General features: G+C 60.0%; 29 protein-coding genes. 13 read left to right on the forward strand and 16 right to left on the reverse strand.

Annotated features, from left to right (window positions below; all coding sequences use genetic code 11):
* Positions 1-72 precede the first annotated feature (72 nt).
* Genes AB3G88_RS24890 through AB3G88_RS24900 form a run of 3 tightly spaced genes read right to left on the reverse strand, consistent with a single transcriptional unit; the run spans position 73 to position 1,751 of the window.
* Complete coding sequence (locus AB3G88_RS24890) at positions 73-663, reverse strand: LON peptidase substrate-binding domain-containing protein (RefSeq protein WP_191959237.1); 591 nt, start codon at positions 661-663, stop codon at positions 73-75.
* A 21-nt stretch (positions 664-684) separates the two neighbouring features.
* Entirely contained in the window at positions 685-1,401 is a 717-nt protein-coding gene (locus AB3G88_RS24895; RefSeq protein WP_017735619.1) for an LrgB family protein, read from the reverse strand.
* Positions 1,398-1,751 (reverse strand): CidA/LrgA family protein, encoded by a 354-nt coding sequence (locus AB3G88_RS24900; protein WP_032884588.1) that lies wholly within the window; start codon positions 1,749-1,751, stop codon positions 1,398-1,400. The genes AB3G88_RS24895 and AB3G88_RS24900 overlap by 4 nt, the downstream gene beginning before the upstream one ends.
* 163 nt (positions 1,752-1,914) lie before the next feature.
* On the opposite strand from AB3G88_RS24900, the gene AB3G88_RS24905 reads away from it, so the two are divergent.
* The 3 genes from AB3G88_RS24905 (at position 1,915) to AB3G88_RS24915 (ending at position 4,865) form a co-directional block, all read left to right on the forward strand.
* A complete protein-coding gene (locus tag AB3G88_RS24905; RefSeq protein ID WP_003194496.1) occupies positions 1,915-2,370 on the forward strand; it encodes a MaoC family dehydratase in 456 nt (151 codons plus the stop codon).
* Positions 2,371-2,475: 105 nt separating this feature from the next.
* Complete coding sequence (locus AB3G88_RS24910; protein ID WP_099584663.1) at positions 2,476-4,194, forward strand: C13 family peptidase; 1,719 nt, start codon at positions 2,476-2,478, stop codon at positions 4,192-4,194.
* Between the two features lie 29 nt (positions 4,195-4,223).
* Positions 4,224-4,865 (forward strand): oxidoreductase, encoded by a 642-nt coding sequence (locus AB3G88_RS24915; RefSeq protein ID WP_112196850.1) that lies wholly within the window; start codon positions 4,224-4,226, stop codon positions 4,863-4,865.
* A gap of 137 nt (positions 4,866-5,002) precedes the next feature.
* On the opposite strand, the gene AB3G88_RS24920 is transcribed toward AB3G88_RS24915, so the two are convergent.
* From AB3G88_RS24920 to AB3G88_RS24935, 4 genes are all read right to left on the reverse strand, one after another.
* Positions 5,003-5,287 (reverse strand): YceK/YidQ family lipoprotein, encoded by a 285-nt coding sequence (locus AB3G88_RS24920; RefSeq protein WP_099584661.1) that lies wholly within the window; start codon positions 5,285-5,287, stop codon positions 5,003-5,005.
* Positions 5,280-5,909: a flavin prenyltransferase UbiX gene (gene ubiX, locus AB3G88_RS24925; protein ID WP_099584660.1), complete on the reverse strand. Its 630-nt coding sequence runs from the start codon at positions 5,907-5,909 to the stop codon at positions 5,280-5,282. The genes AB3G88_RS24920 and ubiX overlap by 8 nt, the downstream gene beginning before the upstream one ends.
* Complete coding sequence (mpl, locus tag AB3G88_RS24930; RefSeq protein ID WP_480452099.1) at positions 5,906-7,255, reverse strand: UDP-N-acetylmuramate:L-alanyl-gamma-D-glutamyl-meso-diaminopimelate ligase; 1,350 nt, start codon at positions 7,253-7,255, stop codon at positions 5,906-5,908. Before mpl ends, ubiX begins: the two co-directional genes overlap by 4 nt.
* 79 nt (positions 7,256-7,334) lie before the next feature.
* A complete protein-coding gene (locus AB3G88_RS24935) occupies positions 7,335-9,236 on the reverse strand; it encodes a sigma-54-dependent Fis family transcriptional regulator (protein WP_480452102.1) in 1,902 nt (633 codons plus the stop codon).
* A 272-nt stretch (positions 9,237-9,508) separates the two neighbouring features.
* Here AB3G88_RS24935 and exaC point away from each other — a divergent pair, with 272 nt between their 5' ends.
* The 9 genes from exaC to AB3G88_RS24980 all read left to right on the forward strand — a co-directional run bounded on the left by exaC (position 9,509) and on the right by AB3G88_RS24980 (position 18,824).
* A complete protein-coding gene (gene exaC, locus AB3G88_RS24940; RefSeq protein WP_099584657.1) occupies positions 9,509-11,029 on the forward strand; it encodes an acetaldehyde dehydrogenase ExaC in 1,521 nt (506 codons plus the stop codon).
* Between the two features lie 147 nt (positions 11,030-11,176).
* Positions 11,177-12,610 carry an ethanolamine permease gene (gene eat, locus AB3G88_RS24945; protein ID WP_099584656.1) on the forward strand — a complete coding sequence of 478 codons (1,434 nt, stop codon included), beginning with the start codon at positions 11,177-11,179 and terminating at the stop codon, positions 12,608-12,610.
* Between the two features lie 52 nt (positions 12,611-12,662).
* Positions 12,663-14,057, forward strand: a complete 1,395-nt coding sequence (locus AB3G88_RS24950) for an ethanolamine ammonia-lyase subunit EutB (RefSeq protein WP_099584655.1) — start codon at positions 12,663-12,665, stop codon at positions 14,055-14,057.
* On the forward strand, positions 14,054-14,887 hold the full coding sequence (eutC, locus tag AB3G88_RS24955) for an ethanolamine ammonia-lyase subunit EutC (protein ID WP_400527735.1): 834 nt from the start codon (positions 14,054-14,056) through the stop codon (positions 14,885-14,887). Before AB3G88_RS24950 ends, eutC begins: the two co-directional genes overlap by 4 nt.
* Positions 14,888-14,979: 92 nt before the next feature.
* Positions 14,980-15,438 (forward strand): GNAT family N-acetyltransferase, encoded by a 459-nt coding sequence (locus tag AB3G88_RS24960; RefSeq protein ID WP_017528964.1) that lies wholly within the window; start codon positions 14,980-14,982, stop codon positions 15,436-15,438.
* Between the two features lie 280 nt (positions 15,439-15,718).
* Positions 15,719-16,375, forward strand: coding sequence for a DedA family protein (locus AB3G88_RS24965; RefSeq protein ID WP_122308050.1), 657 nt, complete (start codon positions 15,719-15,721; stop codon positions 16,373-16,375).
* A 6-nt stretch (positions 16,376-16,381) separates the two neighbouring features.
* Positions 16,382-17,197: a M90 family metallopeptidase gene (locus tag AB3G88_RS24970; protein ID WP_480452107.1), complete on the forward strand. Its 816-nt coding sequence runs from the start codon at positions 16,382-16,384 to the stop codon at positions 17,195-17,197.
* Between the two features lie 108 nt (positions 17,198-17,305).
* On the forward strand, positions 17,306-17,833 hold the full coding sequence (gene ppa, locus AB3G88_RS24975; protein WP_003176323.1) for an inorganic diphosphatase: 528 nt from the start codon (positions 17,306-17,308) through the stop codon (positions 17,831-17,833).
* A 214-nt stretch (positions 17,834-18,047) separates the two neighbouring features.
* On the forward strand, positions 18,048-18,824 hold the full coding sequence (locus AB3G88_RS24980) for a LexA family transcriptional regulator (RefSeq protein ID WP_112196856.1): 777 nt from the start codon (positions 18,048-18,050) through the stop codon (positions 18,822-18,824).
* Between the two features lie 224 nt (positions 18,825-19,048).
* Here AB3G88_RS24980 and AB3G88_RS24985 read toward each other — a convergent pair whose 3' ends face one another.
* The 9 genes from AB3G88_RS24985 to AB3G88_RS25025 all read right to left on the reverse strand — a co-directional run bounded on the left by AB3G88_RS24985 (position 19,049) and on the right by AB3G88_RS25025 (position 25,687).
* Positions 19,049-19,285: a hypothetical protein gene (locus AB3G88_RS24985; protein ID WP_480452109.1), complete on the reverse strand. Its 237-nt coding sequence runs from the start codon at positions 19,283-19,285 to the stop codon at positions 19,049-19,051.
* A 331-nt stretch (positions 19,286-19,616) separates the two neighbouring features.
* Entirely contained in the window at positions 19,617-20,774 is a 1,158-nt protein-coding gene (locus AB3G88_RS24990; protein WP_480452111.1) for a glutathionylspermidine synthase family protein, read from the reverse strand.
* A gap of 12 nt (positions 20,775-20,786) precedes the next feature.
* Positions 20,787-21,500 (reverse strand): DUF1190 domain-containing protein, encoded by a 714-nt coding sequence (locus AB3G88_RS24995; protein WP_480452113.1) that lies wholly within the window; start codon positions 21,498-21,500, stop codon positions 20,787-20,789.
* 18 nt (positions 21,501-21,518) lie between these two features.
* Positions 21,519-21,947 (reverse strand): DUF350 domain-containing protein, encoded by a 429-nt coding sequence (locus AB3G88_RS25000; protein ID WP_099584647.1) that lies wholly within the window; start codon positions 21,945-21,947, stop codon positions 21,519-21,521.
* Positions 21,948-21,962: 15 nt separating this feature from the next.
* A complete protein-coding gene (locus AB3G88_RS25005) occupies positions 21,963-22,637 on the reverse strand; it encodes a DUF2491 family protein (protein ID WP_099584646.1) in 675 nt (224 codons plus the stop codon).
* Complete coding sequence (locus AB3G88_RS25010) at positions 22,624-23,658, reverse strand: ion channel (protein ID WP_112196859.1); 1,035 nt, start codon at positions 23,656-23,658, stop codon at positions 22,624-22,626. The genes AB3G88_RS25005 and AB3G88_RS25010 overlap by 14 nt, the downstream gene beginning before the upstream one ends.
* Before the next feature lie 72 nt (positions 23,659-23,730).
* Positions 23,731-24,291 carry a rhomboid family intramembrane serine protease gene (locus AB3G88_RS25015; protein ID WP_480452116.1) on the reverse strand — a complete coding sequence of 187 codons (561 nt, stop codon included), beginning with the start codon at positions 24,289-24,291 and terminating at the stop codon, positions 23,731-23,733.
* Positions 24,292-24,389: 98 nt separating this feature from the next.
* Positions 24,390-25,088, reverse strand: coding sequence for a PspA/IM30 family protein (locus AB3G88_RS25020; protein WP_099584643.1), 699 nt, complete (start codon positions 25,086-25,088; stop codon positions 24,390-24,392).
* Positions 25,089-25,105: 17 nt separating this feature from the next.
* A complete protein-coding gene (locus tag AB3G88_RS25025; protein WP_027605205.1) occupies positions 25,106-25,687 on the reverse strand; it encodes a YjfI family protein in 582 nt (193 codons plus the stop codon).
* A 369-nt stretch (positions 25,688-26,056) separates the two neighbouring features.
* On the opposite strand from AB3G88_RS25025, the gene ycaC reads away from it, so the two are divergent.
* The gene (ycaC, locus tag AB3G88_RS25030) at positions 26,057-26,689 is read left to right on the forward strand and encodes an isochorismate family cysteine hydrolase YcaC (RefSeq protein WP_099584642.1); all 633 of its coding nucleotides are present in this window, start codon (positions 26,057-26,059) and stop codon (positions 26,687-26,689) included.
* Positions 26,690-26,893: the final 204 nt, after the last annotated feature.

Genomic DNA, 26,893 nt, shown 5'->3' on the forward strand with positions numbered 1-26,893 from the left:
GGGGACTATTTCAGTCGGCCCCAAGGCGCAACGAAGGAAAATTCTGAGAGTCTGGCCAGTGAATTCCGAAACTCAGGTAAACAACTCACCCTGTAGCTCATCGAGCAGCATCTGGATTGCATCCAGCCGCTGTTGCGGATCGTCGAGCTGCAGCAGGTCGATCTTGTCAGCCTCGGTGAAGGGCAGCAGATAAGCCAACTGATTGCCCAAGGCTTGCTGGCCATCGGCGTGGGCGTCCATGTCCAGCGAGGCGACCATGGGATGCTCGGCCAACGCTTCAAGCAACGCCAACAGATCGGCATCCTCGTCTTCCAATGGCCGGTCCGGCTTTTCGCCCAGCCATTGCACGTCGGCCACCAGCAGTTGGTCCTTCTGCACGTTAGCGTCACGCACGCGGAAACGGCGCCCACCTTCGACACGAATCCCCAGCAAGCCGTTGTCCTGTTGCTTGAAGTCGCGAATCAGCGCTTCGCAGCCGATCAGCGCATAGCCGTCGGGGGCCATGCCCACTTCCTTGCCGTCAAGGATGCACACCACGCCGAAGCCTTCACCCTTTTTCATGCAACGACTGATCATGTCCAGATAGCGCGCCTCAAATATTTGCAGGTCGAGGGTGCAACCGGGGAACAGCACAGTATTGAGCGGGAACAGCGCCAGACTCATAAAGGTTTCCTTAAACCTGGTTTAAACAATCACTGACACAGCCAACGGCAGGAACACCGCCGTGGCCACGCCCATCAGACTCATGGCCAGCGCCGCAAAGGCGCCGCACTCTTCGCTTTCCTGCAGGGCCACCGAGGTGCCGACGGCGTGGGCGGTCATGCCCAACGCCATGCCGCGCGCCTCGGGGCTGTGCACGCCCAGGCGCGACAGCAGCGCCGGCCCCACCATCGCCCCCACGACACCCGTGATCAGCACAAACACCGCCGCCAGCGCCGCCACGCCGCCAATCTGTTCGGCCACCAGCATGGCAATCGGCGAGGTTACCGACTTGGGCGCCATGGTCATCAGCATCATGTGTTCAGCGCCGAACCACCAACCGAGCAGCACACACAGGCCGGTAGCCAGAACGCCGCCTATTACCAGCGTAGTAAAAATCGGCCAGAACAATTGGCGAATGCGCCGCAGATTGAGATACAGCGGCACCGCCAGCGCCACCGTGGCAGGCCCCAGCAGAATACCCATGATTTCGGTGCTCTTGCGGTACTCGGCGTAGCTCAGGCCGCAGGTGAGCAACACGCCGATCACCAGCAGCATTGAGACCAGCACCGGTTGCAGGAAGATCCAGCGGGTTTTCTCGAACCCCGCGAGCACCAGCTGATAGGCGCCCAGGGTGATACCGATACCAAACAGCGGATGATGAATAACGGCCGTCCACGCGCCATGCCAGTCGAAGATCATTGATCCTTCTCCTTGCGCTTGACCATCTGTTGCATCAGCACGCCCACAAAAGCCATGGCGATCACCAGTGACAACACCAGCGCACCGACAATGGCCCAGAAATCAGCCGCGATGTCCTTGGCGTAGACCATCACCCCGACTGCCGGCGGCACCAGCAGCAATGGCAAATAGCGCAACAGGCTGCCAGCCGCGAGGCTCAGCGGCTCGCCCACCTCGCCACGCCAGATCAGGAAACCCAGCATCAGCAACAGGCCAATGATCGGCCCCGGCAGTACCGGCAGCAGCAAATGATTGATCGCCGTGCCAATCAACTGAAACAGCACCAGCCATGTCAGACCACGTAACAGCATCCGTCCTCTCCCCCTCTGAACCCGCCCGCATTATAAGCATGCCGGCCCTATGCATCGGCATTCGCCAAAAGCATGGTGGGTTGACCGGGCTGGTTGCCCGTGATGATCTACATTGGTTCTCTGTAATCCATAAAACTGCATCGATGAACCAAGGAGAGACGCAATGCCCTATGTACCTGTAGCGCAGCTCAAAGATTATGTCGGCAAGGAACTGGGACGTTCCGAATGGCTCACCATCGACCAGGCACGTATCAACCTGTTCGCAGAGGCCACTGGCGATCATCAGTTCATCCACGTCGACCCGGTCAAGGCGGCGCAAACGCCGTTCGGCAGCACCATTGCCCACGGTTTCCTGTCTCTGTCGCTGATGCCCAAGTTGATGGAAGACATCCTGATCATGCCCGAAGGCCTGAAAATGGCGGTCAACTATGGCCTGGACAGCGTGCGTTTTATCCAGCCGGTGAAGGTCAATTCCAAGGTGCGCCTGAACGTCACCCTCACTGATGTCACCGAAAAAAAACCCGGCCAGTGGCTGTTCAAGGCCACCGCCACGCTGGAAATCGAAGGCCAGGAAAAACCGGCGTACATCGCTGAGTCGCTGTCACTCTGCTTCGTGTAAGCGCTTCCCTGTGGTGAGGGACTGAAACTCACCACAGGGCATGTAAATTTATGTATGAACCTCGCAGCTGCGGCATACTCGGCGCTCAATTATCCGGATCCCGCTATGCGCCCACTCGCCCCCCTTGCCCTTGCCCTGTTGCTCACCGCTTGCGGAGACGGCGAATCGCTGTTGCCGCCCGATGCGCGCCTGCCCGACGGCGGCCGCTACCGGGGCGATGTGGTCAACGGTTTGCTGCAAGGCCAGGGCCGTGTGGACTACCCCAACGGCAGTTGGTACGCCGGCGCATTCGACAAGGGCCAGTGGCACGGCCAGGGCGAATGGCACGGCAGCAACGGCGAAGTCTATAAGGGCCAGTTCCAGCAAGGCCTGTTCGACGGCCAGGGCAGCCTGACCACCGCAGCCAGCCAGTATGTCGGCGGTTTCCGCGCCGGCCGGCGCAACGGCGAAGGCACCCTCAAAGAGGGGCAGATGACCTACCGTGGCGAATTCAAAGACGATCAATATTCCGGCCTCGGCCGCCTGGAGCTGGCCGACGGCAGCCAGTACCAGGGCCAGTTCGCCCACGGCAAACCCAACGGCGAAGGCCAGCGCAACGACGACAGCGGCAACCAGTTCAGCGGGCACTTCGTCGATGGTCAGTTGGAGGGCAACGGCACCTTCAACAGCGCCGACGGCGACATCTATGTCGGCCAATTCAAGCAGAACCAGCTCAACGGCAAGGGCCGCTATGAAAACGCCGACGGCGACGTGTGGATCGGCCAGTTCAAGGAAGGCGCGCTCAGCGGCAAGGGCGAGCTGATCGGCGTGGACGGCAGCCATTACGTCGGCCAGTTCAGCGATTGGCGCTTTACCGGCGAAGGCCGCCTGAACCTCACCGACGGCAGCTTCTATATCGGCGGCTTCGACAGCGACAACTATCAGGGTCGCGGCACCCTGGTACTCTCCGACGGCACCGTGCAGGCCGGGACCTGGGTCAACGGCATGCGCGTGCGTGACGCCGACGGCACGTTGCTGCCCGACCCGCTGGAAATCGGCGTGCTGGTCCAAGGCCGCTTGCTCGATGCTGCGCTCGCCGCCGTGCCCGCCTCAACACCTGCCGTGGAGCTGTATACCCTGGCCGTGGCCGGCGACGGCAAACAAAGCGTGTTCCTGCGCGAAGCCGATTACGTCAGCAACATGCTCGCCACGCGCTTCGGCGCACGCGGGCAGATCCGCCTGGTCAACCACCGCGACCATATCGCCGACCGCCCCCTGGCCACCCGCGAAAGCCTGCGCCGCGCCGTGCAAACCCTGGCCGAGCGCACCGGCCCGGAAGACCTGGTGTTTATCTACATGACCAGCCACGGCACCCACGAACATGAACTGGTGCTGGACCAGCCACGCATGGAGCTGGCCGACTTGCCGGCCGATGAGCTGGCCGCCGTGCTTGCACCGCTGAAAAACCGCGACAAGATCGTCGTGATTTCCGCCTGCTATTCCGGCGGCTTTATCCCCGCGCTCAAAGATGATCGCACCCTGATCATGACGGCTTCCCGCGCCGACCGCGTGTCCTTCGGCTGCTCCGAAGAGGCCGACTTCACCTACTTTGGCGACGCCCTCTTCGCCCAAGCCTTCAACCAGACCGACGACTTGCAGCAAGCCTTCAAACTGGCGCAGCTGCATGTGAGCGAACGCGAACAGGCCGACAATTTCGAAGCGTCCGAACCGCAGATCTGGGCCCCCAAAGGCGTGATCGCCCATTGGCAACTTTTACGCAAACAGCAGGCACGAAAGGCGCTCGAAAGCGTCTCAATGAATAGCAAGGAAGCCAAAGGCAACTAAGCTGTAACGTGTAACAAGGGGGAAACACTATGTACCTGACACCTCAGCATATCTTGCTCGCGGGGGCCTCCGGCCTCACTGGCGAACACCTGCTCGACCGCCTGCTCAACGAACCCACCGTAACCCGCGTGCTCGCCCCGAGCCGCAAGCCGCTGGCCGAACATCCGCACCTGGAAAACCCGGTGGGTGACCCGGCGGTGTTCCTGCCGCAACTGAGCGGCCGGGTGGATATCGCCTTCTGCTGCCTGGGCACCACGATCAAAAAAGCCGGCTCGGAAGAGGCCTTCCGTGCGGTTGACCTGGATCTGGTCGTCGCCTTCGCCAAGCGCGCGCGGGAACTGGGCGCACGGCACCTGATCGTGATCAGCGCGATTGGCGCCGACCCCAAATCCTCGATTTTCTACAACCGTGTCAAAGGGGAAATGGAACAGGCGCTCAAGGCCCAAGGCTGGCCGCAACTGACCATCGTGAGGCCTTCGCTGTTATTGGGAGAACGGCTGGAACCGCGTTTGGCCGAGCAACTGGCCGGGCCGTTGTCACGGTTGATTCCAGGCAAGTACAGAGGGATCGAAGTGTGCGAGCTGGCCCGAGCCATGTGGCGCCTGGCGCTGGAAGAGCAGGATGGGGTGCGGGTGGTGGAGTCGGACGATCTGCGCAAACTGGGTAAGTAAGAGCTGACACAGAGCAAATGTGGGAGGGGGCTTGCCCCCGATGGCGGTGGGTCAGTCTGCCTATGGGTTGACTGAAACACTGCTATCGGGGGGCAAGCCCCCTCCCACATTGGCCTGTGGTGTTTTTAAGATCCAGGCTACAGCCCGCCCGTGGCATTAAACCCCACGCCCAGCACTGTCAACACCGACAACGGCAGCAACAAGGTGTCGAGCAACGCACTCGCCGGCAGGTCGACGCCGGGATAGCTCGGCGCCTCGGCACCAAACCGGTCCTTGGCGCAGCAGCCGCCATTCATCGCATACAGGTCCAACCGCGTGCCGGCATACACCACCGGCGCGCCCGGTTGCGCGGCGTCCAGGGTGCGGGCCGTGGCGCAGCCGGTCAGGTGCAACGCCAACACCAGCAGCAGCGCCTTATTCATCACTGCTCAAATGGTGCTCGCCCCAACGCGGCAGCATGTCCTGGGGGATGTTGAGCAGGTTGAGAATCCGCGCGACCACAAAGTCCACCAGATCATCAATGGTTTGCGGCTGGTGATAAAAGCCTGGCGACGCGGGCAAGATGGTCACGCCCATGTTAGACAGCTTGAGCATGTGCTCCAGATGAATGCTCGAATACGGCGCCTCGCGTGGCACCAGAATCAACTGGCGACGCTCTTTCAAGGTCACGTCTGCCGCGCGCTCGATCAGGTTATTGCAGGCCCCGGTGGCAATCGCCGACAAGGTGCCAGTGGAGCACGGCACCACCACCATCGCCGCCGGCGCGCCGGAGCCCGAGGCCACCGGCGACATCCAGTCTTCTTTGCCGTAGACCTTGATCTGTCCCGCCGCCGCACCGGTGTACTCGGTGAGGAAGGCCTGCATCATCTGCACCTTGGCCGGCAGTGCCACGTCGGTCTCGGTGGCCATCACCAGTTGTGCGGCCTTGGAGATCAGGAAGTGCACCTCGCGGTCCTCGCGCACCAGGCAATCGAGCAGGCGCAGGCCATAGGGCGCACCCGAAGCACCGGTCATCGCCAGGGTAATGCGTTCCGGGCCGCTCATTTGAGCGCCTCGGCCAGCTTGCCATGCAGGCCGCCAAAGCCGCCGTTGCTCATGACCACCACGTGGGTGCCCGGTTTGGCCTGCTGTTTGACGTACTCGATAATGCCTTCAATGCTGTCGCAAACCGTCGACGGCACGGTGCACAACGCTGCAATGCCCGGCAGGTCCCAGCCGAGGTTGGGCGGCGCATACCACACAGCCTGATCGGCGTCGTTGACGCTTTCGGGCAAGCCATCACGGTGCGCGCCGAGCTTCATGGAGTTGGAGCGCGGTTCGATGATCGCAATGATCGGAGCATCTCCCACACGCTTGCGCAGGCCATCCAGTGTGGTGGCGATCGCCGTGGGGTGGTGGGCAAAGTCATCGTAGATGGTAATCCCGTTGACATCGGCGACTTTTTCCATGCGCCGCTTCACGCTCTTGAACGCGCTCAAAGCAGCAATGCCCATGGACGGCACCACGCCCACATGCCGCGCCGCCGCCAACGTCACCAAGGCGTTAGCGACGTTGTGCTGGCCGGTCATATCCCATTCGACGATGCCCTGGGCTTCGCCTTCGAACAGCACTTCAAACCTGGAACCGTCTTCGCTGAGCAACTTGACCTGCCACTGCCCGCCGACGCCGGTGGTTTGCACCGGGGTCCAGCAGCCCATCTCGATCACGCGCTGCAAGGCCGGCTCGGTGGTAGGGTGAATCACCAGGCCTTCGCTCGGAATGGTGCGCACCAGGTGATGAAATTGACGCTCAATCGCCGGTAGATCGGGGAAGATATCCGCGTGATCGAACTCAAGATTGTTCAGGATCGCCGTACGCGGACGGTAGTGGACAAACTTGGAGCGCTTGTCGAAAAACGCGCTGTCGTATTCGTCCGCTTCAATCACAAAGAACGGCGTATCGCCCAAGCGCGCCGACACCGAGAAGTTCTGCGGCACACCGCCGATCAGGAAGCCAGGGCTCATGCCCGCGTGCTCCAAAACCCAGGCGAGCATGCTGCTGGTGGTGGTCTTGCCGTGAGTGCCGGCCACGGCCAGTACCCAGCGGCCTTGCAGGACGTGGTCGGCCAGCCATTGCGGGCCGGACACGTAAGGCAAGCCTTTATTGAGTACGTATTCGACCGCGGGGTTGCCACGGGACATGGCATTGCCGATCACCACCAGGTCAGGCACCGGGTCAAATTGCGCGGGGTCGTAACCTTGGGTCAGCTCAATGCCCTGGGCTTCGAGTTGCGTACTCATGGGCGGGTAAACGTTGGCATCGGAGCCTGTCACGTGATGACCCAATTCTTTGGCCAAAACCGCCATCGAGCCCATGAAAGTGCCGCAGATACCAAGAATATGAATGTGCATAGTCGACCTCGTAAACATCGAGGCAGGTTAGCGCAGGGGGGCGAAAATCGCACTCTTTAGCTGTAGGACCTGACCACAGTCACCCGGATAGGGACGCCCGTGCGATGCCGTGCCGGCGCAGCTTTCTATAGAGTGTGTTACGGCTGACACCCAATTGCTCCGCCGTGTGGGTCATGTGCCAGCGTTGTTGCTCCAGGGCGGTGAGCAAGGCGAGTCGCTCGGCGTCTTCCAGAGGTAACTCTGCGGGCTTGGCCCCCGTCACCGGATGCGGCCGGGCCTGGCGGATCGACGCGGGCAAGTCTTCCAGCCCCACGCGCCCGTTGTCACACAGCGCCGCCAGCGTGCGCAGAACCGTGCGCAGTTGTCGCACATTACCGGGCCAGGCAAAGGTCAGCAGCGCCGAACGCGCTGCCGGGTCGAGTTGTACGGTTTGCCCGCCCGCCTCTTCAGCCAGCAGGAAATCCAGCAACTGGGATTTATCGCTGCGCTCGCGCAACGCCGGCAAACCCACTTCCAGGCCATTGAGCCGGTAATACAAGTCCTCACGGAAACTGCCGTCCTGCACACGCGCCAGCAAATTGCGGTGCGTTGCGCTGACGATTCTGACGTTCACCGCCTCGGGCTCACCGCCGATGGGTACCACCATGCGATCCTCCAGCACCCTTAATAGACGGGTTTGCAGCGCCAGAGGCATATCGCCGATTTCATCGAGGAACAGGGTGCCGCCATCCGCCTGCTGCAACTTGCCCCGCATCCCTTCTTTGCGTGCCCCGGTGAAACTGCCGCCGCGATATCCGAACAGCTCACTCTCGATCAGGCTTTCCGGGATGGCGGCGCAGTTGAGGGCGACGAAGGCTTTGTCGGCACGCTGGCTGGCGTGATGCACAGCCTTGGCAAAAGCTTCTTTGCCGCTGCCGGTTTCCCCGTTAATCAACAGCGGCACATCACGCTCGAATACCCGCAGGGCCTTGCGGAAATCGTTTTGCAACGCGGGGTCACCCAGGCAGATGCCGGCCAGACGGGCAGGCTCCGGCTTGCTGATGGGTACCGACACACTGCGCGGCAGCCCACGCAACGCGGCAAACAAGCGCCGCCCGTCACGGGTACGCAGCGGCCAACTGGCGGTCGCATTGGCGCTGGCGCGACCGAGCAACTGATCCAGGGAGCAGTCGAAAAACGCTTCCACAGGCTTCCCCAGCAAATCGCCACGCACCTGCCCCAACAGGTTCAGTGCGCTCTGGTTGAGCGCACAAATGCGCCCTTCGCCATCGAACGCCAACAACCCTTCGCTGAACAGGCCCACCGACTCGGCCTGCAAATGAAAGCGCAGCAACCAGTGATGTTCAAAGTGACGCAGGAAGTAACAACTCTCGATCATCTTCGCCGACAGATTCACCAGCGCCATCGTGTGGAACTGACTCTGGCGCGACACCGCTTCCCGGGCCGACGACACGTCCAGCACTGCCAGCAGTTCGCCATGGGGGTCGAACACCGGGCTTGCCGAGCAGGTCAGCCCGGTATGACGGCCACGGAAGTGCTCGTCGCGATGAATGGTCAGGGACTGGCGCTCCACCAGGCAGGTGCCGATGCCATTAGTGCCTTCGCAGGCCTCGCTCCAATCAGCACCGAGCCACAACCCGGCACGCTCGAAAATCTTGCGCTCGGACGGCGCTGTGACACAGTTGAGGATCACCCCGCGCGCATCGGTGAGAAGCACCGCGTGGCCGGCGCCGGAGAGTTGCTGGTGCAGGCTGTTCATCTCCGTGCCGGCGATGTGCAGGACTTGTTGCAGGCGCTCGCGGCTTTCCAGCAAACGGCCGTGTTCGAGCACGGTGGGGGCGATGGTTTGCGCAGGGTCGAGGTGGTAATCCTCCAGGCACCGCAGCCAGGAACGGGCGATGGACGGATCGCTGGACGGGTCGCGGCCACGCGCCACGGTGATGACTTGCTGGGCATGGCGGCTGAAATGATCGTTGTGCATGTTCTTATTATTCTCCCTGCGTGAGAACGCCCAGCATCCCCCAGCCCTGCGACAGATGCAATCCCGTGCCGACCCACCGGTCACAGGCTGTACCGTTTATGGCACAAACTGTCACATGCGCTGTACCAGTCGTGTGACAGCAACGCCTTGCAACAAACCCCAACCCCTTGATTTACCTGGCCCTCAAAGCAGTGGCCCAACCTTTGCTCTACGCTTTATCAAGCGCTTGAGCGCTGCACTCCAATAAACATAAAAGCCAGGAGATACCCACCATGCGTTACGCACACCCCGGTACTGAAGGCGCGATCGTTTCGTTCAAGGCCAAGTACGGCAACTACATTGGTGGCGAATTCGTTGCGCCGGTCGACGGCAACTATTTCACCAACACCTCGCCGGTCAACGGCAAGCCTATAGCCGAGTTCCCGCGCTCCACTGCCAAAGACATCGACAAGGCACTCGACGCCGCCCACGCCGCCGCTGACGCCTGGGGCAAGACCTCGGCTCAGGACCGCTCGCTGGTGCTGCTGAAAATCGCCGACCGCATCGAACAGAACCTTGAACTGCTGGCCATCACCGAAACCTGGGACAACGGCAAGGCCGTGCGTGAAACCCTCAACGCCGACATTCCACTGGCCGCCGACCACTTCCGCTACTTCGCCGGCTGTATTCGCGCCCAGGAAGGCACCAGCGCCGAGATCAACGAACACACCGCGTCCTACCACTTCCATGAGCCTCTGGGCGTAGTCGGCCAGATCATCCCGTGGAACTTCCCGATCCTGATGGCTGCGTGGAAACTCGCGCCGGCCCTGGCCGCCGGTAACTGCGTGGTGCTCAAGCCCGCCGAGCAAACGCCGCTGGGCATCACCGTACTGATGGAAGTAATCGGCGACCTGCTGCCGCCGGGCGTGCTTAACGTGGTGCAAGGTTTCGGCAAAGAAGCCGGCGAGGCCCTGGCCACCAGCAAGCGTATCGCCAAGATCGCCTTTACCGGCTCGACCCCGGTGGGTTCGCACATCATGCATGCGGCGGCCGAGAACATTATTCCGTCCACCGTCGAGTTGGGCGGCAAGTCACCGAACATCTTCTTCGCCGACATCATGAAAGCCGAACCGTCGTTCATCGAGAAAGCCGCCGAAGGCCTGGTGCTGGCATTCTTCAACCAAGGCGAGGTGTGCACCTGCCCATCCCGTGCGCTGGTGGAAGAATCGATCTACGACGACTTCATGAAGGTGGTGATGAAGAAAATCGAGCAGATCAAACGCGGCGACCCACTGGACACCGACACCATGGTCGGCGCCCAGGCGTCCGAACAGCAGTTCGACAAGATCCTGTCCTACCTGGAAATCGCCAAGGGTGAAGGCGCGCAACTGCTGACCGGCGGCAAGGTCGAGCAACTCACCGGCGACATGGCGGGCGGCTATTACATCCAGCCGACCCTGCTCAAGGGCACCAACGACATGCGCGTGTTCCAGGAAGAAATCTTCGGCCCAGTGGTGAGCATCACCACCTTCAAGGACGAAGCTGAAGCCCTGGCGATTGCCAACGACACCGAGTTCGGCCTCGGCGCCGGCGTGTGGACCCGCGACATCAACCGCGCCTACCGCATGGGCCGGGCGATCAAGGCGGGCCGCGTGTGGACCAACTGCTACCACCTGTACCCGGCGCATGCCGCGTTTGGCGGTTACAAGAAGTCCGGCGTGGGTCGCGAAACCCACAAGATGATGTTGGATCATTACCAGCAGACCAAAAACTTGCTGGTGAGCTACGACATTAATCCGTTGGGCTTCTTCTAACTACCGCCCCTCCCACCTTTGAAATGCAATCAACTGTGGGAGGGGACTTTGCCCCTCCCAGAGTTTTAGATCTTCATAAGTACTTGCGATGTGCATTCGGCATAAATAAGCCGAGTTAAAAACAATAACAATGAAAGGTACTTTCCCATGCCTAACGAACCCACTGGCTCTTCCGTCGACTTCGAAAAAGTCGGCACCGATTACTTCCAACAACGCGAACTGAAAAAAGGCGCCGCCGGCTGGGTGCTGTTAGTTGGCCTTGGCGTTGCCTACGTGATCTCCGGCGACTACGCCGGCTGGAACTTCGGCCTGGCCCAGGGTGGTTGGGGCGGAATGTTCCTCGCTACATTGCTGATGGCCACCATGTACCTGTGCATGTGTTTTTCCCTGGCCGAACTGTCTTCCATGATTCCTACCGCTGGCGGTGGCTACGGCTTCGCCCGCAGTGCATTTGGCCCCTGGGGCGGGTTCCTGACAGGCACCGCGATCCTGATCGAATACGCCATTGCCCCCGCCGCCATCGCCGTGTTTATCGGCGCCTATTGCGAGTCACTGTTCGGCATTGGCGGCTGGATGATCTACCTGGCGTTCTACATCATCTTTATCGGCATCCATATTTTCGGGGTTGGCGAGGCTTTAAAGCTGATGTTCGTGATCACCGCCGTCGCCGCGATTGCCCTGGGCGTCTTCCTGGTAGCCATGGTGCCGCACTTCAACGTCGCCAACCTGCTGGACATTCCCGTGTCCGAGGCCAAGGGCGCCAGCACCTTCCTGCCCTTCGGCTACGTCGGTGTGTGGGCCGCGATCCCCTATGCGATCTGGTTTTTCCTGGCGGTTGAAGGTGTGCCACTGGCCGCCGAAGAAACCAAGAACCCCAAGCGCGACCTGCCTCGCGGCCTGATTGGCGCCATTGTGGTGCTGACCAGTTTTGCCCTGTTGATCCTGGTGATTGCACCGGGCGGCGCGGGCACTTATGCGCTGATCAAATCCGGTAACCCGCTGGTTGAAGCGCTGGCGTTGTCCTACGGCGGTTCGACCTGGATGGGCAGCTTCGTCAACCTGGTGGGCCTGGCGGGCCTGATCGCGAGCTTTTTCTCGATTATCTATGCCTATTCACGGCAGATCTTCGCCTTGTCCCGCGCCGGTTACCTGCCGCGCAAACTGTCCCAGACCAACAAAAGCAAGGCGCCGGTACTGGCCTTGGTGATCCCCGGCATCATCGGTTTTGGCCTGTCGCTGACCGGCCAGGGTGATTTGCTGATCCTGGTGGCCGTGTTTGGCGCGACGATTTCCTACGTGCTGATGATGGCCGCGCACATCACCCTGCGCATTCGTCGCCCCAAAATGGAACGTCCTTACCGCACACCGGGAGGCATCTTTACCTCCGGTGTCGCGCTGGTATTGGCTTGCGTGGCCGTAGTGGCGGGCTTTTTGGTGGATCCGCGGGTGGTGATTGGCGCCGCGATCATCTATGGAGTATTAATTGCTTACTTTGCTTTCTACAGCCGGCATCACTTGGTAGCAGGCACGCCCGAAGAAGAATTCGCGGCGATCCAGGCCGCAGAGGCCGCCTTGCACTAACTGCCGTAAACCTCGACGCGAGCAACTGCTCGCGTCGTCAAGGAGACACTGTATGGCAAGCTTTTCCCACGCGGTCGGTGCACAGACCTACCGCTTCGACAGCCTCAAGGACGTGATGGCCAAGGCCAGCCCGGCACGCTCCGGGGACTTCCTCGCTGGCGTCGCCGCGCAGAACGACGGCGAGCGCGTCGCGGCGCAAATGGCGCTGGCGAACATCCCGCTCAAGCACTTCCTGGAAGAAGCGCTGATCCCCTATGAAAGCGATGAAGTCACCCGGCTGATCATCGACACCCACGATAAACCGGCGTTTGCAGCGGTCAGCCACCTGACCGTCGGCGGGCTGCGCGATTGGCTGCTCAGTGATGCGGCCGACGAACATTCCCTACGCGCATTGGCGCCGGGGCTGACACCGGAAATGGCCGCGGCCGTCTCCAAGATCATGCGCGTGCAGGACTTGGTACTGGTGGCGCAAAAGATCCGCGTAGTCACCCAGTTTCGCGGCACCATGGGCCTGCGCGGGCGCCTGTCGACCCGCCTGCAACCCAACCACCCGACGGATGAACCGGCCGGCATCGCCGCCAGCATTCTCGACGGCCTGCTGTATGGCAACGGCGACGCCATGATCGGCATCAACCCGGCCACCGACAGCATCGCCTCGATCTGCGCCATGCTGGAGATGCTCGACGCGATCATCCAGCGCTACGAAATCCCCACCCAGGCCTGCGTGCTGACCCACGTCACCACCTCTATCGAAGCGATCAACCGGGGCGTGCCGCTGGATTTGGTATTTCAGTCCATTGCGGGGACAGAGGCGGCCAATGCCAGTTTCGGCATCAACCTGAACGTGCTGCAGGAAGGTTACGACGCGGGCTTGAGCCTGAACCGTGGCACCTTGGGCCAGAACCTGATGTATTTCGAAACCGGCCAGGGCAGCGCCTTGTCGGCCAACGCGCACTTTGGCGTCGACCAGCAAACCTGCGAAACCCGGGCCTATGCCGTGGCACGGCATTTCAAACCATTTCTGGTCAACACCGTGGTCGGGTTTATCGGCCCCGAGTACCTGTACAACGGCAAGCAGATCATCCGCGCCGGCCTCGAAGATCACTTCTGCGGCAAATTGCTGGGCGTGCCGATGGGTTGCGACATCTGCTACACCAACCACGCCGAAGCCGACCAGGACGACATGGACACCCTGCTGACCCTGCTCGGCGTGGCCGGGATCAACTTCATCATGGGCATCCCCGGCTCCGACGACATCATGCTCAACTACCAGACCACCTCGTTCCACGACGCGCTGTACGCCCGCCAGACACTGGGTTTAAAACCGGCGCCGGAGTTTGAACAATGGCTGGCGAAAATGGGCATCTTCACGCAGGCCGACGGCAAGGTACGCTTCGGCAACAGCCTGCCACCGGCGTTTCGCCAAGCCTTGGCGCAATTGGGATGAAGGAGCCGACCGTGCAATCAGAATTGCCTGACAACCCGTGGCTGGAACTGCGCCGCCTGACCCCGGCGCGCATCGCTCTCGGCCGTACTGGCACCAGCATTCCCACTAACGCCCAGCTCGATTTTCAGTTCGCCCACGCCCAGGCGCGGGACGCGGTGCACCTGCCCTTCGATCATGCAGGCATCAGCAGCCAACTGGCCGAACGCGGACGCGACAGCCTGTTACTGCACAGTGCTGCCAGTGACCGGCACAGTTACCTGCAACGCCCGGACCTGGGGCGACGGTTAAGCGATGAGTCAGCCCAGGCCCTGCGCGACCATGCGGCGGCCAACCCTGGCGGCGTGGACCTGGCGGTGGTGGTGGCGGATGGTCTTTCGGCGTTGGCGGTGCATAAACACACGCTGCCGTTTCTGACACGCATGGAGGAACAGACCCACGCCGAAGGGTGGTCCTTGTCGCCCGTCATTCTGGTGGAACAGGGCCGCGTTGCCGTGGCGGATGAGATTGGCCAATTGCTCGGCGCCAAGATGGTCGTCATCCTGATCGGCGAACGGCCAGGGCTCAGTTCGCCGGACAGTTTGGGGCTGTACTTCACTTACAACCCCAAGGTCGGCCTCACGGATGCGTATCGCAATTGCATCTCCAATGTGCGCTTGGAAGGCTTGAGTTATGGCATGGCGGCCCATCGCCTGCTGTACTTGATGCGAGAGGCCTGTCGCCGGCAGCTGTCGGGGGTCAACCTCAAGGATGAGGCGCAGGTGCAGACCATCGAATCCGACGACCCGGACCTGATGAAAGGCAATTTCCTGCTCAGCCCACCCGAAGACTGATCCCGGCACGATTGCGCTTTTTGGCGTCTTTAGGCAGCATCAAGTCACGGCCGCGCGTGTGGTCATACCCCATTTGGAAGTTGAGGCCTGGCATGCGGATTACTCAAGCGACCCTCGAACACCTGGACCTGTTGACCCCGCTGTTCGTCAAATACCGCGAGTTTTACGGGGCGCTGCCCTTTCCGGATTCGTCGCGGGCCTTCCTGGAAAAGCGCCTGCGCCGCAAGGAATCGGTGATCTACCTGGCGCTGGCCGATGATGATGACAAAAAATTGCTTGGGTTCTGCCAGTTGTATCCAAGCTTTTCGTCGCTGTCGCTCAAGCGGGTGTGGATACTCAATGACATCTATGTGGCCGAGGACGCACGCCGCCAACTGGTAGCGGACAACCTGATGCGCACGGCGAAGAAGATGGCCAAGGAGACGCATGCGGTGCGGCTGCGGGTGTCGACCAGCAGTGACAATGAAGTGGCACAGAAGACCTACGAGTCGATCGGGTTTCGCGAGGACACGGAGTTCAAGAACTACACGTTGCCGATCAGCGAAGACTGAGCCCCCAAACACTGCAAACCCATTGTGGGAGGGGGCTTGCCCCCGATAGCGGCGTACCAGTCAGACAATTTATAACTGACACGCCCTCATCGTGGGCAAGCCCCCTGCCACATTTGGCTTTGCGACATCCCCCGCTACAAAACCAACAGGCTTTTCACCTCTCAATCCGTATAATGCGGACCCTTCAGGGTTGTAAGAAATGCGGCATACACTTGTAGCCTTATTAACCCGAGCTTCCGCACAAGCCTGCTGAGCCGGGCTATTCACACAGGTGCCATCCATGGATTTCAACCCGCTCGACCTTATCCTGCATCTCGACGTCTACCTCGACCTGCTGGTAACCAATTACGGTCCGTGGATCTACGCCATTCTGTTTCTGGTGATCTTTTGCGAAACCGGCCTGGTGGTCATGCCGTTCCTGCCGGGTGATTCCCTGCTGTTTATCGCCGGCGCCGTCGCTGCTGGTGGCGGCATGGACCCGGTCTTACTGGGCGGCCTGTTGATGCTGGCGGCGATCCTCGGCGACAGCACCAACTACGTGATCGGGCGAACTGCCGGAGAACGCTTGTTCAGCAACCCGAACTCGAAGATCTTCCGCCGCGATTACCTGCAAAAAACCCACGACTTCTACGACAGACACGGCGGCAAAACCGTGACCCTGGCGCGCTTCCTGCCGATCCTGCGCACCTTTGCGCCGTTCGTCGCCGGCATCGCGAGAATGCCCTACCCGCGCTTTTTCGGTTTCAGCGTACTGGGCACCATCCTCTGGGTCGGCGGCCTGGTGACCCTGGGCTACTTCTTCGGCAACGTGCCATTTATCAAGAAAAACCTGTCGCTGCTGGTGGTGTTCATCATCCTGCTGTCCCTGGTGCCGATGATCATCGGGGTGTTCCGCAGCCGTTTTGGCCGCACCTCCTCCGAAGCCAAGCCGCACTGACCTGCGATGTGGTCCCTCAGCGCCTGGCGTCGCCGGCGCCTGCTGGCCAAGCACCCGATTGCCGATGACACCTGGCAGCGGGTGCGCCACCACCTGACCTTCCTCGACGGCATCAGCGCCGAGCAGGACCAGTGGCTGCGCGAAGCCTGCGTGGTGTTCCTCGCCGAAAAACACCTGACCGCCCTGCCCGGCGTCGAACTGCACCAGGAACAACGCCTGCTGCTGGCCGCCCAGGCGCAATTGCCGTTGATGAACCTCGGCGACCTCGACTGGTACCAAGGCTTCCACGAAATCGTGCTGTACCCCGACGATTTCCTCAGCCCCCAGCGCCATCGTGACAGCAGCGGCATCGAACACGAGTGGGACGGCGAACACAGCGGCGAAGCCTGGCAACAAGGCCCGGTGATCCTCGCCTGGCCCGGCGTGCTCGCCAGCGGCCAGTGGGAAGGCTACAACCTGGTAATCCACGAACTGGCGCACAAACTCGACATGCTCAACGGCGACGCCAATGGCCTGCCGCCCCTGCACAGCGACATGCGCGTGCAGGAGTGGGCCAGCGTGATGCAGGGCGCTTACGACGACCTGAATCGCCAACTGGACGCCAACCCGGATGCCGAGACCGAGATCGACCCCTACGCCGCGGAAAATCCGGCGGAATTCTTTGCCGTCACCAGTGAATATTTTTTCAGCGCCCCGGATTTACTGGTCAGCACCTATCCACAGGTCTACGCCCAACTCAGCCGCTTTTACCGCCAGGATCCCTTGGCCCGCCTGACCCTCCTGCAAGCCCACGACCCGCGTTATCAGCCGCAAGACGAATGACCGTACGACGTCTGGCGCATGGCATCGCCGTCAGAATATGCCTATAATCGCCGCCACTTTTAGGCCAATCCGGCCATGTCATATGGCCAACTACGGGGGCAACGCCCAATGAGCTACAGCAAGATTCCGGCTGGCAAAGACCTGCCGAACGACATCTACGTCGCCATCGAAATTCCGGCCAACCACGCGCCGATCAAATACGAAATCGACAAAGACAGCGACTGCCTGTTCGTTGACCGTTTCATGGCCACCCCGATGTTCTACCCGGCCAACTACGGTTTTATCCCGAACACCCTGGCTGACGACGGTGATCCCCTCGACGTGCTGGTCGTAACCCCTTACCCGGTTACCCCAGGTTCGGTCATCCGCGCTCGCCCAGTCGGCATCCTGAACATGACCGACGACGGCGGCGGCGATGCCAAAGTTATCGCGGTGCCCCACGACAAGCTGTCCCAGCTGTACGTGGACGTGAAGGAATACACTGACCTGCCGCCACTGCTGCTGGAACAGATCAAGCACTTCTTCGAGAACTACAAAGACCTCGAAAAAGGCAAATGGGTGAAGATCGACGGTTGGGGCAACGCAGACGCCGCCCGCGCCGAGATCATGAAGTCGGTCGCTGCCTACAAAGGCTGACACTGACTCATCATTGCCCCGGCAATCAAAAAAGCTCCGATCATTCGGGGCTTTTTTTGTGGGAAAAATTAAACAACAAGTTCAACAGTTAGTACGCAGCGTTCAACTAAGCGCTCCTACCGAAAGATCCGACTACAACTAAGTAAAAACCTACACGTGCAATTCAACGCATAGTTTATTTGATTAGTTTTTTCGGCCAGTAAACTCTGCGTTTATGAATACATCAGGTGATCGTTTAAAAGCGCTATTGCGGGAAGTTCATCTTTCCGCTTCAGACTTCGCCAAGAACCGCGGTGTCACGCCTCAACACGTGAACAACTGGTTCAAGCGCGGCGTACCCATGGGCCGACTCAACGAGATCGCAGAACTGCTCTGCGTCTCCAGCCGTTGGCTGCGCAACGGTGAAGGCCCCAAACACCCTCCGGCCAACTTCCTGCTCGAAGGCCCGGAAACACGCAAAGGACTGCCCACCACCCGCGAAGGAAGCGGCAAATACCTCACAGGCCCCGCCTGCCCACCGGAAAAAATCGACGTGGAGATTCCCCTCCACCCCACCTTCACCTCAACCCAACGCATCCGTGTCGCCCTGCACACCCTCGAAATTCTCAACGTAAACCCCGACCGCGCGGTAGGCGCCTACATGGTCGACAACAGCATGATCGACATCATCCAACAAGGCTCCACCCTCGCCATCGACAAAGGCCGCACCCAGATCATCGACGGCGAAATCTACGCCGTCGAACACGACGGCATGCTGCGCATCAAATACCTCTACAACCGCCCCGGCGGCGGCCTGCGCATGCGCAGCCACAACGCCGGCGAACACCCGGATGAATACCTGAACCATGAAGAACGGTTCGAGCAGAACTTCAAAATCGTCGGCTGGGTATTCTGGTGGTCCACCCTCAACAACCGCCGCCCGCCGGTGCCGCTGGATGAGCATCTTTTGGGCTGGGAAGGCTCTAAATCGGAACCGGAGGTGGGCAACTGAAGTGAATGTGGGTATCATGCGCCGCACATTTGGCAGGGGTGGCTTTACGGCTATTCACCCTGCTCGGCGAAGCGGAGGAGTTCCCGCGGATGCCCCTACTATTCAGCCCGACGCAATGTGGGCTGAGCGATTTGAAGGCTGCTGAGGTTTGTCAAAAACAAGCTGAGGCAGTCCCCGAGAAGCCGGCCACAAGCCGGCTTTTTAATGCTCGAAAATCCTAAACGTTAGCTAGTCTGCATACACTCCACCGCCCGGTCCGCCACCATCTTCGCCATCTCCACCAAATGCATCACCGCCCTCTGCGGCGCAGCCATTGGCTCACCGAGCACTTGCGAAGTCGCTACCGCACACTGCAGCAATTCAGCCACGCGCACCCAAGCATCTTCAAAGCTCAGCTCTTCATTGACAATAAAGGGGTTAGTCTCAGGCGATGAGGGCGAATCCGAAACAACGTTATCCATAGCAAACCTCCAATCGATAATTTGGAGCTGCCACTAAGCGCGACTAAACGAAAGGTGGCAGCTGTACGCAGGTTAGTCGACCGGTCGATTGGAAACCCGGCGCACCCGGAGGTGCCCTGCGCACAGCCACCATAAGATGCAGGCGAAGATGCCTGACTCATGAATTGCCTATGCGCCAATCGAATCCGGGCGACTAAACCCGATCACTGAATTTGCAGTGACGGATCGCAGCCTAGTCACGCATTCCCGCTGACGCAATGCGGTTGGGATTCTCTCGGAAACGTCCTCCAAATGAAAGGGATCAGCCCTGCTGGCCCTTTAAGCTCCAACCTCAATCCAATATCAAATGCGGCAAAAACCGGCTCGAATCCTTGGTAATCAGACTATTGTCCTCCCGCACCCCAATCCCCGCCGCCTGATCCCCAATCACCCAAGACCCAATCAGCGTATAGCTGTCCCCAAACTTCGGCAGCGGCGCAAATTCCTGAAGAATAAACGGCGCGTCCGTGTAGGGCCCATCCTCTTTCACGATCAGCCCGTCAGCCGTTTGCAGTTCGATATTCGCCCCTTCCCGCGAGAAAAACGGCTTGCGCACCCAGCCCTTCGGCACAGCTTTACCCGGTTCGGTATCCAGGTGGGCCGCGAGCAGATTCGGGTGGCCTTTGTTGAATTCCCACAGCAGCGGCAGGATGCCTTTGTTGGAAATGATGGATTTCCACGCAGGCTCGAAAAACTGCGTGTCACTCTCGGCAATGGCGGCGCCGAAAGGTTCGTGGAAAATGAACTCCCAGGCGTGCAGCTTGAACAGGTGCGGAATCCAGCGATCCTCCAGGTCGACGAAGCGGCCTTCGCTGGTCAGGCCGATGTCTTCGATGTCGATATGGCGTGATTCGATGCCGACTTTTTCCGCGACGAGCCGCAGGTAGTCGGTGGTGCCTTTGTCTTCGGTCGAACCTTTCATCGAGGCGAAGTAGAACGGCTGGTTGACCTGCAGTTGGGCGAAAGCCTGGTGCAGTTTGGTATCGATGCTGTTGAACTGGTCGGCATGCTTGGGCAGCAGGCCGCGTTCGATGCATTGCTCGAGCCAGCCCCACTGGAACGCGGCGGCCTCGTAGAGGCTGGTCGGTGTGTCGTAGTTGAGTTCCAGCAGCTTGGCAGGTCCGGTGCCGTTGTAGGAGAAGTCCATGCGCCCGTACAGGTGCGGGTGGCCTTCGAGCCATGAGGTTTTGATCATGTCGAAGAAGGGCGCGGGAATGCTCAGGCGTTCGAGCAGTTCTTCGCTCTGGACCACGCGGGCGACGAGGTCCATGCACATGTCGTGGATCTCGGTGGTCGGGTCTTCGAGGTCGTGCTCGATTTGCTTGAGCGTGAACTGGTAGTACGCGCTTTCGTCCCAGTAGGGTTCGTCGTCAATGGTGTGGAACAGGAAGCCGAGGCTGTCGGCGGTCTGTTTCCAGTCATGACGTTCTGCACAATGGATCTTCTTCATGGCCCGCCTTCCTTAACTGCTCGACCCGCCGCCGCCCCAGCCGCTGCGTGCACTGGCCTTGCTGCCGAAGCCGCCACGGGAGGTGGCCGACGCAACGGAGCTGGACTTGCTGGAGTTGCGCAGCGCGTTGGTGTAGTTGCTGCTGCCGTAGCGGACCTGGTTGGAGCGGCCAAACGTCGCGCCATTGGACGCACGCTGATTAAGCGTCGAGTTGCCGTATTCGCCGCGATCATCGCGATAGCGGTACACCGGCTCGGAGCGGTAGCTGTTGCGGTTGTTGCTCAGCATGTTGCCGATCAGCAGTCCGGTCAGCAGGCTGCTGGTGGAGAAGCCGGAGCCGCCGCTTTTCGCCTGGGAGCCGCCCGCTTGAGCATTGGCGGCGTCGACCTGGGACTGGGTCACCTGGCCTTCGGCGGTCAGTTCGAAACCGCCCAGCTTGGGAATGAACTGGCCATTGGAGTCCAGTTGGCACCAGCCGGCGACAAAATCGGCATCGCAATCGGCCTGGCTGGCGTACACCGGCGCAATGCGGCGATGCTCAGCCATGGCCGTCATGTAGGCGTCCGAGCAGACGTCCACCGGGAGTTTTTCATCGGCGCACTGCTGAACCGACTGGAAGTTGTACTTCTTCTGCAAATCGTAGGTTTTTTCGGTCGGCCCGCAGCCGGATATCGCCATCGCGACCGACGCTGCCAGCGAAAGCTGGACGTACTTGCTTCGTTTCATCGGGAGCTCCGTGGGCAATCAGTTCTGGGTAGGCGTCATGCACGCGGCGTTCAACATGCCGACGCTGATGGCCACGGCGGCGACGTAGATACCCGCTGCGAGTTCACCTCTCTTGATGCGCTCGGAGGTGCCCTTGAGCACCAGGCTGGTCAGCAGGAACGCCAACAGTTGGACGACAGCGGCGATCACTGCCCAGACGACGAAGTCGAGGATGCTGATCGAGTAGGCAATCACGTTGCTGGCCGGAATGGCAAAACCGACGATGGCACCGCCCAGGGCGACCGCCGCAGACACGTTGCCCGCCCGGATCAGTTCAAACTCCTTGTGCGGCGTGATGCGGGTGTAGATGAACTGGAACAGCGCGAACAGCACCGCCGCGCCCAGGAGGTAGGTGACAAAACCAAGCACGGCGGCTTTGTTCAGGGAGATGGAGAGAGCTTCTAACATGGACTTCTTCCTTTTTTAGAGCGCATTCAAGTCGGTTGTGTACAGCGAAATGCCTAGCGAGGTGCTCAGGCTGACGGTGCCTTCGGCGTCTTCTTCGACGGAAAACAGCAGGAACTCACGTCGATCGGTCAGGCCGGTGTCACGGGCGTATAGCATCGAGCGGTGCTCGACGCTGTAGGAGTCCTCGGGGTTTATTACGTGCTCGCTCATGGCCACCAATTCCGTCTGGCCATCCTCGCTGCCCCACACGCGTGCGTATTCGACGCCGTTGTGGGTGTAGGTCGGCAACCCGATCAGGCTCTGGGACCCCGCCAGCCGACGCAATTCAGCTTCGCTGCTGAGCGTGACGTAACTCCGGTAGTTGAACAGGATCACGGACTCGACCTGCCCGGCGATCTCGCCCGTGGTGTGCACCTGCAGCCAGTAATCTTCGTCATTCATGTAATAACGCGACAGCCAGGTCGACTGCCCAAGGTCAACGGTGCCGTTACTCCAGATTTCCTGGGAGCCAGGGATAACCACCGTGGTTTTCCCGTCGAGCAACAACTTCAGGGTTGTGTCGAATATCACGCCTTTGCCCGGTGCCAGGCCTAGCGGCCCGGTGGTCGGCAGGGGTTCGGCGGCGGCGCCTTTCGATTGTGTAGTCGCTTGCGGGGCCTCAAGCCCCATCAACTGTTTAAACCATCCCATTGGAGATTTCCTTGAGGCGGGTGGAGGCGATGTAGAAAAGTTCACCGCCTTCAATGCGTGTGGCGTTGGGCGGGTTGATCGACGGTTGCTGGGCGTCTTTGGCGCGATAGCCGATGAGGGTGGCGTTGTGCTGCTCTTTCAGTTGGCTATACAGATCGCCGAAGGTGGCTTCAAACGCGTCGGGCAACTTCATCAGGTATTGGGTGGCTCCCTGCCCTACACACAGCAACTCATTGATGACCACCGAGGAGCCTGGGTCCTGAGACGCACGCACCAACATTTCGATGGCCATGCTGGATGTGCATTCCAGGCTCGGCGCATAGGAGCTGGCCAGCGCGGCAATTTCACTTTCATTGAAATGGGCGACGACATGCCCGACAGGACTGAGTTGATTCACCGCCAGCACCGTGGCCAGGGTCAGATCGTCAGACGGGGTTCGTACCAGCACACGCTCGGCACCGGGCACGCCGGCACGCTGCAATAACGCGGTGGAGGACAGGCTTTCACCGCGGATGAACGCGGCTTTGCCCGGCATCGGGTTTTCTTCGAGGGTGCAGTCGCAAATGACGATCAGGTTGTCGTTCGAGGTTTCGTCTTGCAGCAACAGCTCAATGACGCGCTCACTGGACGCGCCCTCCCAGCCAATCAGCACGGTATGGCCGACCTTTCCGGTAAAATCGCCTTTTCCCTTCATGCCTTTTCTCCATGCATCGATAACACTGCTGGTGGTTTTGCCAATGGCTGCCGTCAGCAGCGCAATGCCGCCGAGCATCACCCAGGTCGCCACGAACACGCGCCCCGCCGAGGTCTGCGGTGCGAGATCGCCGTAGCCGACGGTCAGCGTGGTGGTGAGATAGAAGTAAACAAAGGTGGCGGGCGCCGTGAGGTGCTGTTCGCCCAGGTACAGCAGGCCCAGATAAGCCGTGCTCAGGTGTACACCCAAGGCAACCACCAGACCCGCCCAGCCGAAGCGGTGAAAGAGAGAGGAGGCGTACATGCGCAACAAAAGAAAAATCGACATTTAGTCCCTGGCTCCCTGGGTACTTGATTCCTGATGACGCCATCGCCTCGACGTCTGGATGCTCAAGTGCGGTCAGGCGGCATTAAACCTGCTGCGCGGTTTGGAGAGAAGTACCCTGGCTGCAATAAATCCGGCAAATGCACCAGAGAGATGCCCTTCAAAGGAAACACCCTGACGAGGAAGAAATCCAAGGATCAGGCCGCCGTACAGTAGCGCCACGACACTGGCCGTTATCAGGTTGCTCCAGCTCCTGTGAAACCAGGCGCGAGACAACAGGTACGCCCACAACCCAAATACCCAACCGCTGGCCCCTACGTGGATACCCGCAAAACCGAACAGCCAGACCAGCGAGCCGCCCAGCACAATGATGATCATACTGACGGTTACGAACCGACTGAGCCCTTCGAGAATCACCAGGGTGCCCAATACCAAAAAGGCAATCAGGTTGGCGCTCAGGTGGGCAAACGAGCCGTGCAAAAACGGTGAGGCGAGGATGCCGAACAGCCCATGTAGCGTTCTTGGGACAAGGCCGAACGCCATGAGGCTGTATCCGGTCACCACATTGAACAACTGCAGCGCGACCATCAAAAGGGCCACGCCTGCGATTGTCTTGAACCCCTTCAGGGCATCCATCCTGACCTCGACGTAAATAAAGAAGGGTTGAGAATAAATGCCCGTTCGTTAAGGAAGATCACTGCTCCCTCGCCTCAGGTACCGTGCTAGCCCTTCGCCTACTCGGTCGACTTTTGCTTCAGACGCTCCAGAATCGCATTGGCGCTGCCTTCGTTCGGCGTGATGCCTGCGTCGCGCAGCTTGCGCTCCAGGTCGGTCCCCGTGGACGCCTCAACCAACTCATCCTGGGCTTGCAGTTCAGCGGCACGCTGCTGTTGCTTGGCCTGCAAACGATTCAACGTACCGACGGCGGTTTCCAGCTTGCCGTTGGCGCCGCCGCTGGCGATGGAGGCGCTGACCTGCGCCTTCTGTACGCTGTCGCGAGCCTTGGCCATATCCACTTGCTGACGCAGGCTTTTGATCCGGCTTTCGGCCTTGGTGATGTCCTTGCGCATGCTTTCTGCATACCCACCGAACTCCGCAGCTTGCTTATGCTCGACATCCCGCTCGTTGGTCAGGCTCGAAATGGCTTCGGCCACTTCCAGGGCGAGGTCTTCACGATTGGCCTGCAGGGCAGCCACTGCCTTGGACTCCAGGTCCTTGATCTTGGCGTCGTACTCGCTGACGCGATCAGTCGCCAATTTGTGCTTGGCCATGATGCTGACCAGCTCACGCTTGGCATTGGCCAGCGCGGTGTCGGCATCGCGGATTTCCTGATCGAGGATGCGCAGGGCTTGTTGGTCGACGATCGATTCGCCGACTTCGTTGGCACCGCCACGCAGCGCGGTGAACAATTTGCTCCAGATGGACTGAGTCATTGGATACTCCCGAATACTTAATTGAAGAAACGTTCGAAGGCTTCGCTGGCGCGCTGCACGTTGTCGACCAGGGTTTTCACCTCGGTCACGATATTGGTCAGGCTGGAGTCGGAGCTCAGAGCGCCGAACATGTTGTAGACCACTTGCCCGTTAGGCATGGACTCGATACCGATGGAGGACAGCGGGAACATTTCCCGGCTGCGCAACACTGCGTCATTGAATTTCGCGACATCGTTGATGGACTCGACATCAACCAGGACCGTGTCCACGATGATCTGCTCGCCAACCACCGCGATGTAAATCGGCAAGCCACCGAAGTCGTTCATTTCCAGCTTGATGCTGGACTCGGAGCCTTGAACGAGAGAAAGCGTAATGTCCTTGGACACCACGTCGTCCAGGGCCTGAAGAGCGGTGAAGAGGCGATCGATATTCCAGTTGGTACCTGCGCTCATGAAATTCTCCGACATGAATGAGCCAGCCAGAATCGGCTGGCGAAGCTGTTTCTCCATCTGCTTGAGCAGGCTTCGGTTTTCGGGAAGCACCCAAGTCTCGTGTTTCACATAGCCGGCGGCCGCCAGGCCTGCACGCATCTGCTTCATGTAAAAGCTCGATGGCTTTTTGGCGGACGGCTTCAAGCGCTCTCCCTGAAGGCTTGCTGAATCGGTATCGGGCCCTTTAGGCGGACTCGATGGAGAGCTGCTTTCCATGGTACTGACCTCGCTGTGAAAAACTCACGCGTGAGAAAATCTACAGGCATTTTTTGCCACACTCAATAGCTCACGCGTGAGATTTTTTGACTTACTTTGCCGCCTACGAAAAGGATCGGTCCTACTGACAAATCCTCAATTGTCTCATCTGAGTTGACGGTATTACCCAATTCAGCCGATTTATCCGCCAACACCCACCCATTAATCTGTGCCCATGTTGAACGCAACGCCCAACCAACCTAAACAAAAAAGGATTCAACCATGAGCACTCCAACCTACAGCCGCTTGAACAAAGACGACGCCATCGTTCTGCTGGTCGACCACCAGACCGGCCTGATCTCCCTGGTGCAGGACTTCTCGCCCAACGAGTTCAAGAACAACGTGTTGGCCCTGGCCGACCTGGCCAAGTTCTTCAACCTCCCGACCATCCTCACCACCAGCTTCGAGCAAGGCCCCAACGGCCCGCTGGTGCCAGAGTTGAAAGAGATGTTCCCGGACGCGCCGTACATCGCACGCCCTGGCCAGATCAATGCGTGGGACAACGAAGACTTCGTCAAGGCGATCAAGGCCACTGGCCGTAAGCAGATCATCATTGCCGGTGTGGTCACGGATGTGTGCGTAGCGTTCCCGACCTTGTCGGCGCTGGCGGAAGGGTTTGAGGTGTTTGTAGTGACCGATGCCTCCGGCACGTTCAACACCACGGTGCAGCAAGCAGCGTGGAGCCGGATGACGCAAGCCGGTGCGCAGTTGATGAACTGGTTCTCGGTGGCGTGTGAGCTGCACCGCGACTGGCGCAACGATATCGAAGGCCTGGGGAATTTGTTGTCCCAGCGCATTCCCAACTATCGCAACCTGATGAATGGATATGCGGCGCTGACGGCTCATCAGAAATAAGTCAGCCGAGATTCGCGATAAGCCTGCCCTTAAAAGCAGGCTTTCGTTATTCAACCGAGCTTCCAACTTAAAGAACCATTGCGCACTGCTCTTCAATCAGCATGATCGCTATTTGAAGTAGCTCCCAACTGTGATTTGCGACTGACTAATACGCGACTTTCGTAAGCCCATTCTGATTTTCCAAACCGTTCATCCCGCCGCTTT

This window comes from Pseudomonas arvensis (assembly GCF_056688935.1).

What these genes read in the sequence shown, in the direction of transcription:
- AB3G88_RS24890 (WP_191959237.1), bottom strand. Translation starts at nt 663, where the DNA reads ATGAGTCTGGCGCTGTTCCCGCTCAATACTGTGCTGTTCCCCGGTTGC.
- AB3G88_RS24895 (WP_017735619.1), bottom strand. Translation starts at nt 1,401, where the DNA reads ATGATCTTCGACTGGCATGGCGCGTGGACGGCCGTTATTCATCATCCG.
- AB3G88_RS24900 (WP_032884588.1), bottom strand. Translation starts at nt 1,751, where the DNA reads ATGCTGTTACGTGGTCTGACATGGCTGGTGCTGTTTCAGTTGATTGGC.
- AB3G88_RS24905 (WP_003194496.1), top strand. Translation starts at nt 1,915, where the DNA reads ATGCCCTATGTACCTGTAGCGCAGCTCAAAGATTATGTCGGCAAGGAA.
- AB3G88_RS24910 (WP_099584663.1), top strand. Translation starts at nt 2,476, where the DNA reads ATGCGCCCACTCGCCCCCCTTGCCCTTGCCCTGTTGCTCACCGCTTGC.
- AB3G88_RS24915 (WP_112196850.1), top strand. Translation starts at nt 4,224, where the DNA reads ATGTACCTGACACCTCAGCATATCTTGCTCGCGGGGGCCTCCGGCCTC.
- AB3G88_RS24920 (WP_099584661.1), bottom strand. Translation starts at nt 5,287, where the DNA reads ATGAATAAGGCGCTGCTGCTGGTGTTGGCGTTGCACCTGACCGGCTGC.
- ubiX (WP_099584660.1), bottom strand. Translation starts at nt 5,909, where the DNA reads ATGAGCGGCCCGGAACGCATTACCCTGGCGATGACCGGTGCTTCGGGT.
- mpl (WP_480452099.1), bottom strand. Translation starts at nt 7,255, where the DNA reads ATGCACATTCATATTCTTGGTATCTGCGGCACTTTCATGGGCTCGATG.
- AB3G88_RS24935 (WP_480452102.1), bottom strand. Translation starts at nt 9,236, where the DNA reads ATGCACAACGATCATTTCAGCCGCCATGCCCAGCAAGTCATCACCGTG.
- exaC (WP_099584657.1), top strand. Translation starts at nt 9,509, where the DNA reads ATGCGTTACGCACACCCCGGTACTGAAGGCGCGATCGTTTCGTTCAAG.
- eat (WP_099584656.1), top strand. Translation starts at nt 11,177, where the DNA reads ATGCCTAACGAACCCACTGGCTCTTCCGTCGACTTCGAAAAAGTCGGC.
- AB3G88_RS24950 (WP_099584655.1), top strand. Translation starts at nt 12,663, where the DNA reads ATGGCAAGCTTTTCCCACGCGGTCGGTGCACAGACCTACCGCTTCGAC.
- eutC (WP_400527735.1), top strand. Translation starts at nt 14,054, where the DNA reads ATGAAGGAGCCGACCGTGCAATCAGAATTGCCTGACAACCCGTGGCTG.
- AB3G88_RS24960 (WP_017528964.1), top strand. Translation starts at nt 14,980, where the DNA reads ATGCGGATTACTCAAGCGACCCTCGAACACCTGGACCTGTTGACCCCG.
- AB3G88_RS24965 (WP_122308050.1), top strand. Translation starts at nt 15,719, where the DNA reads ATGGATTTCAACCCGCTCGACCTTATCCTGCATCTCGACGTCTACCTC.
- AB3G88_RS24970 (WP_480452107.1), top strand. Translation starts at nt 16,382, where the DNA reads ATGTGGTCCCTCAGCGCCTGGCGTCGCCGGCGCCTGCTGGCCAAGCAC.
- ppa (WP_003176323.1), top strand. Translation starts at nt 17,306, where the DNA reads ATGAGCTACAGCAAGATTCCGGCTGGCAAAGACCTGCCGAACGACATC.
- AB3G88_RS24980 (WP_112196856.1), top strand. Translation starts at nt 18,048, where the DNA reads ATGAATACATCAGGTGATCGTTTAAAAGCGCTATTGCGGGAAGTTCAT.
- AB3G88_RS24985 (WP_480452109.1), bottom strand. Translation starts at nt 19,285, where the DNA reads ATGGATAACGTTGTTTCGGATTCGCCCTCATCGCCTGAGACTAACCCC.
- AB3G88_RS24990 (WP_480452111.1), bottom strand. Translation starts at nt 20,774, where the DNA reads ATGAAGAAGATCCATTGTGCAGAACGTCATGACTGGAAACAGACCGCC.
- AB3G88_RS24995 (WP_480452113.1), bottom strand. Translation starts at nt 21,500, where the DNA reads ATGAAACGAAGCAAGTACGTCCAGCTTTCGCTGGCAGCGTCGGTCGCG.
- AB3G88_RS25000 (WP_099584647.1), bottom strand. Translation starts at nt 21,947, where the DNA reads ATGTTAGAAGCTCTCTCCATCTCCCTGAACAAAGCCGCCGTGCTTGGT.
- AB3G88_RS25005 (WP_099584646.1), bottom strand. Translation starts at nt 22,637, where the DNA reads ATGGGATGGTTTAAACAGTTGATGGGGCTTGAGGCCCCGCAAGCGACT.
- AB3G88_RS25010 (WP_112196859.1), bottom strand. Translation starts at nt 23,658, where the DNA reads ATGTCGATTTTTCTTTTGTTGCGCATGTACGCCTCCTCTCTCTTTCAC.
- AB3G88_RS25015 (WP_480452116.1), bottom strand. Translation starts at nt 24,291, where the DNA reads ATGGATGCCCTGAAGGGGTTCAAGACAATCGCAGGCGTGGCCCTTTTG.
- AB3G88_RS25020 (WP_099584643.1), bottom strand. Translation starts at nt 25,088, where the DNA reads ATGACTCAGTCCATCTGGAGCAAATTGTTCACCGCGCTGCGTGGCGGT.
- AB3G88_RS25025 (WP_027605205.1), bottom strand. Translation starts at nt 25,687, where the DNA reads ATGAAGCAGATGCGTGCAGGCCTGGCGGCCGCCGGCTATGTGAAACAC.
- ycaC (WP_099584642.1), top strand. Translation starts at nt 26,057, where the DNA reads ATGAGCACTCCAACCTACAGCCGCTTGAACAAAGACGACGCCATCGTT.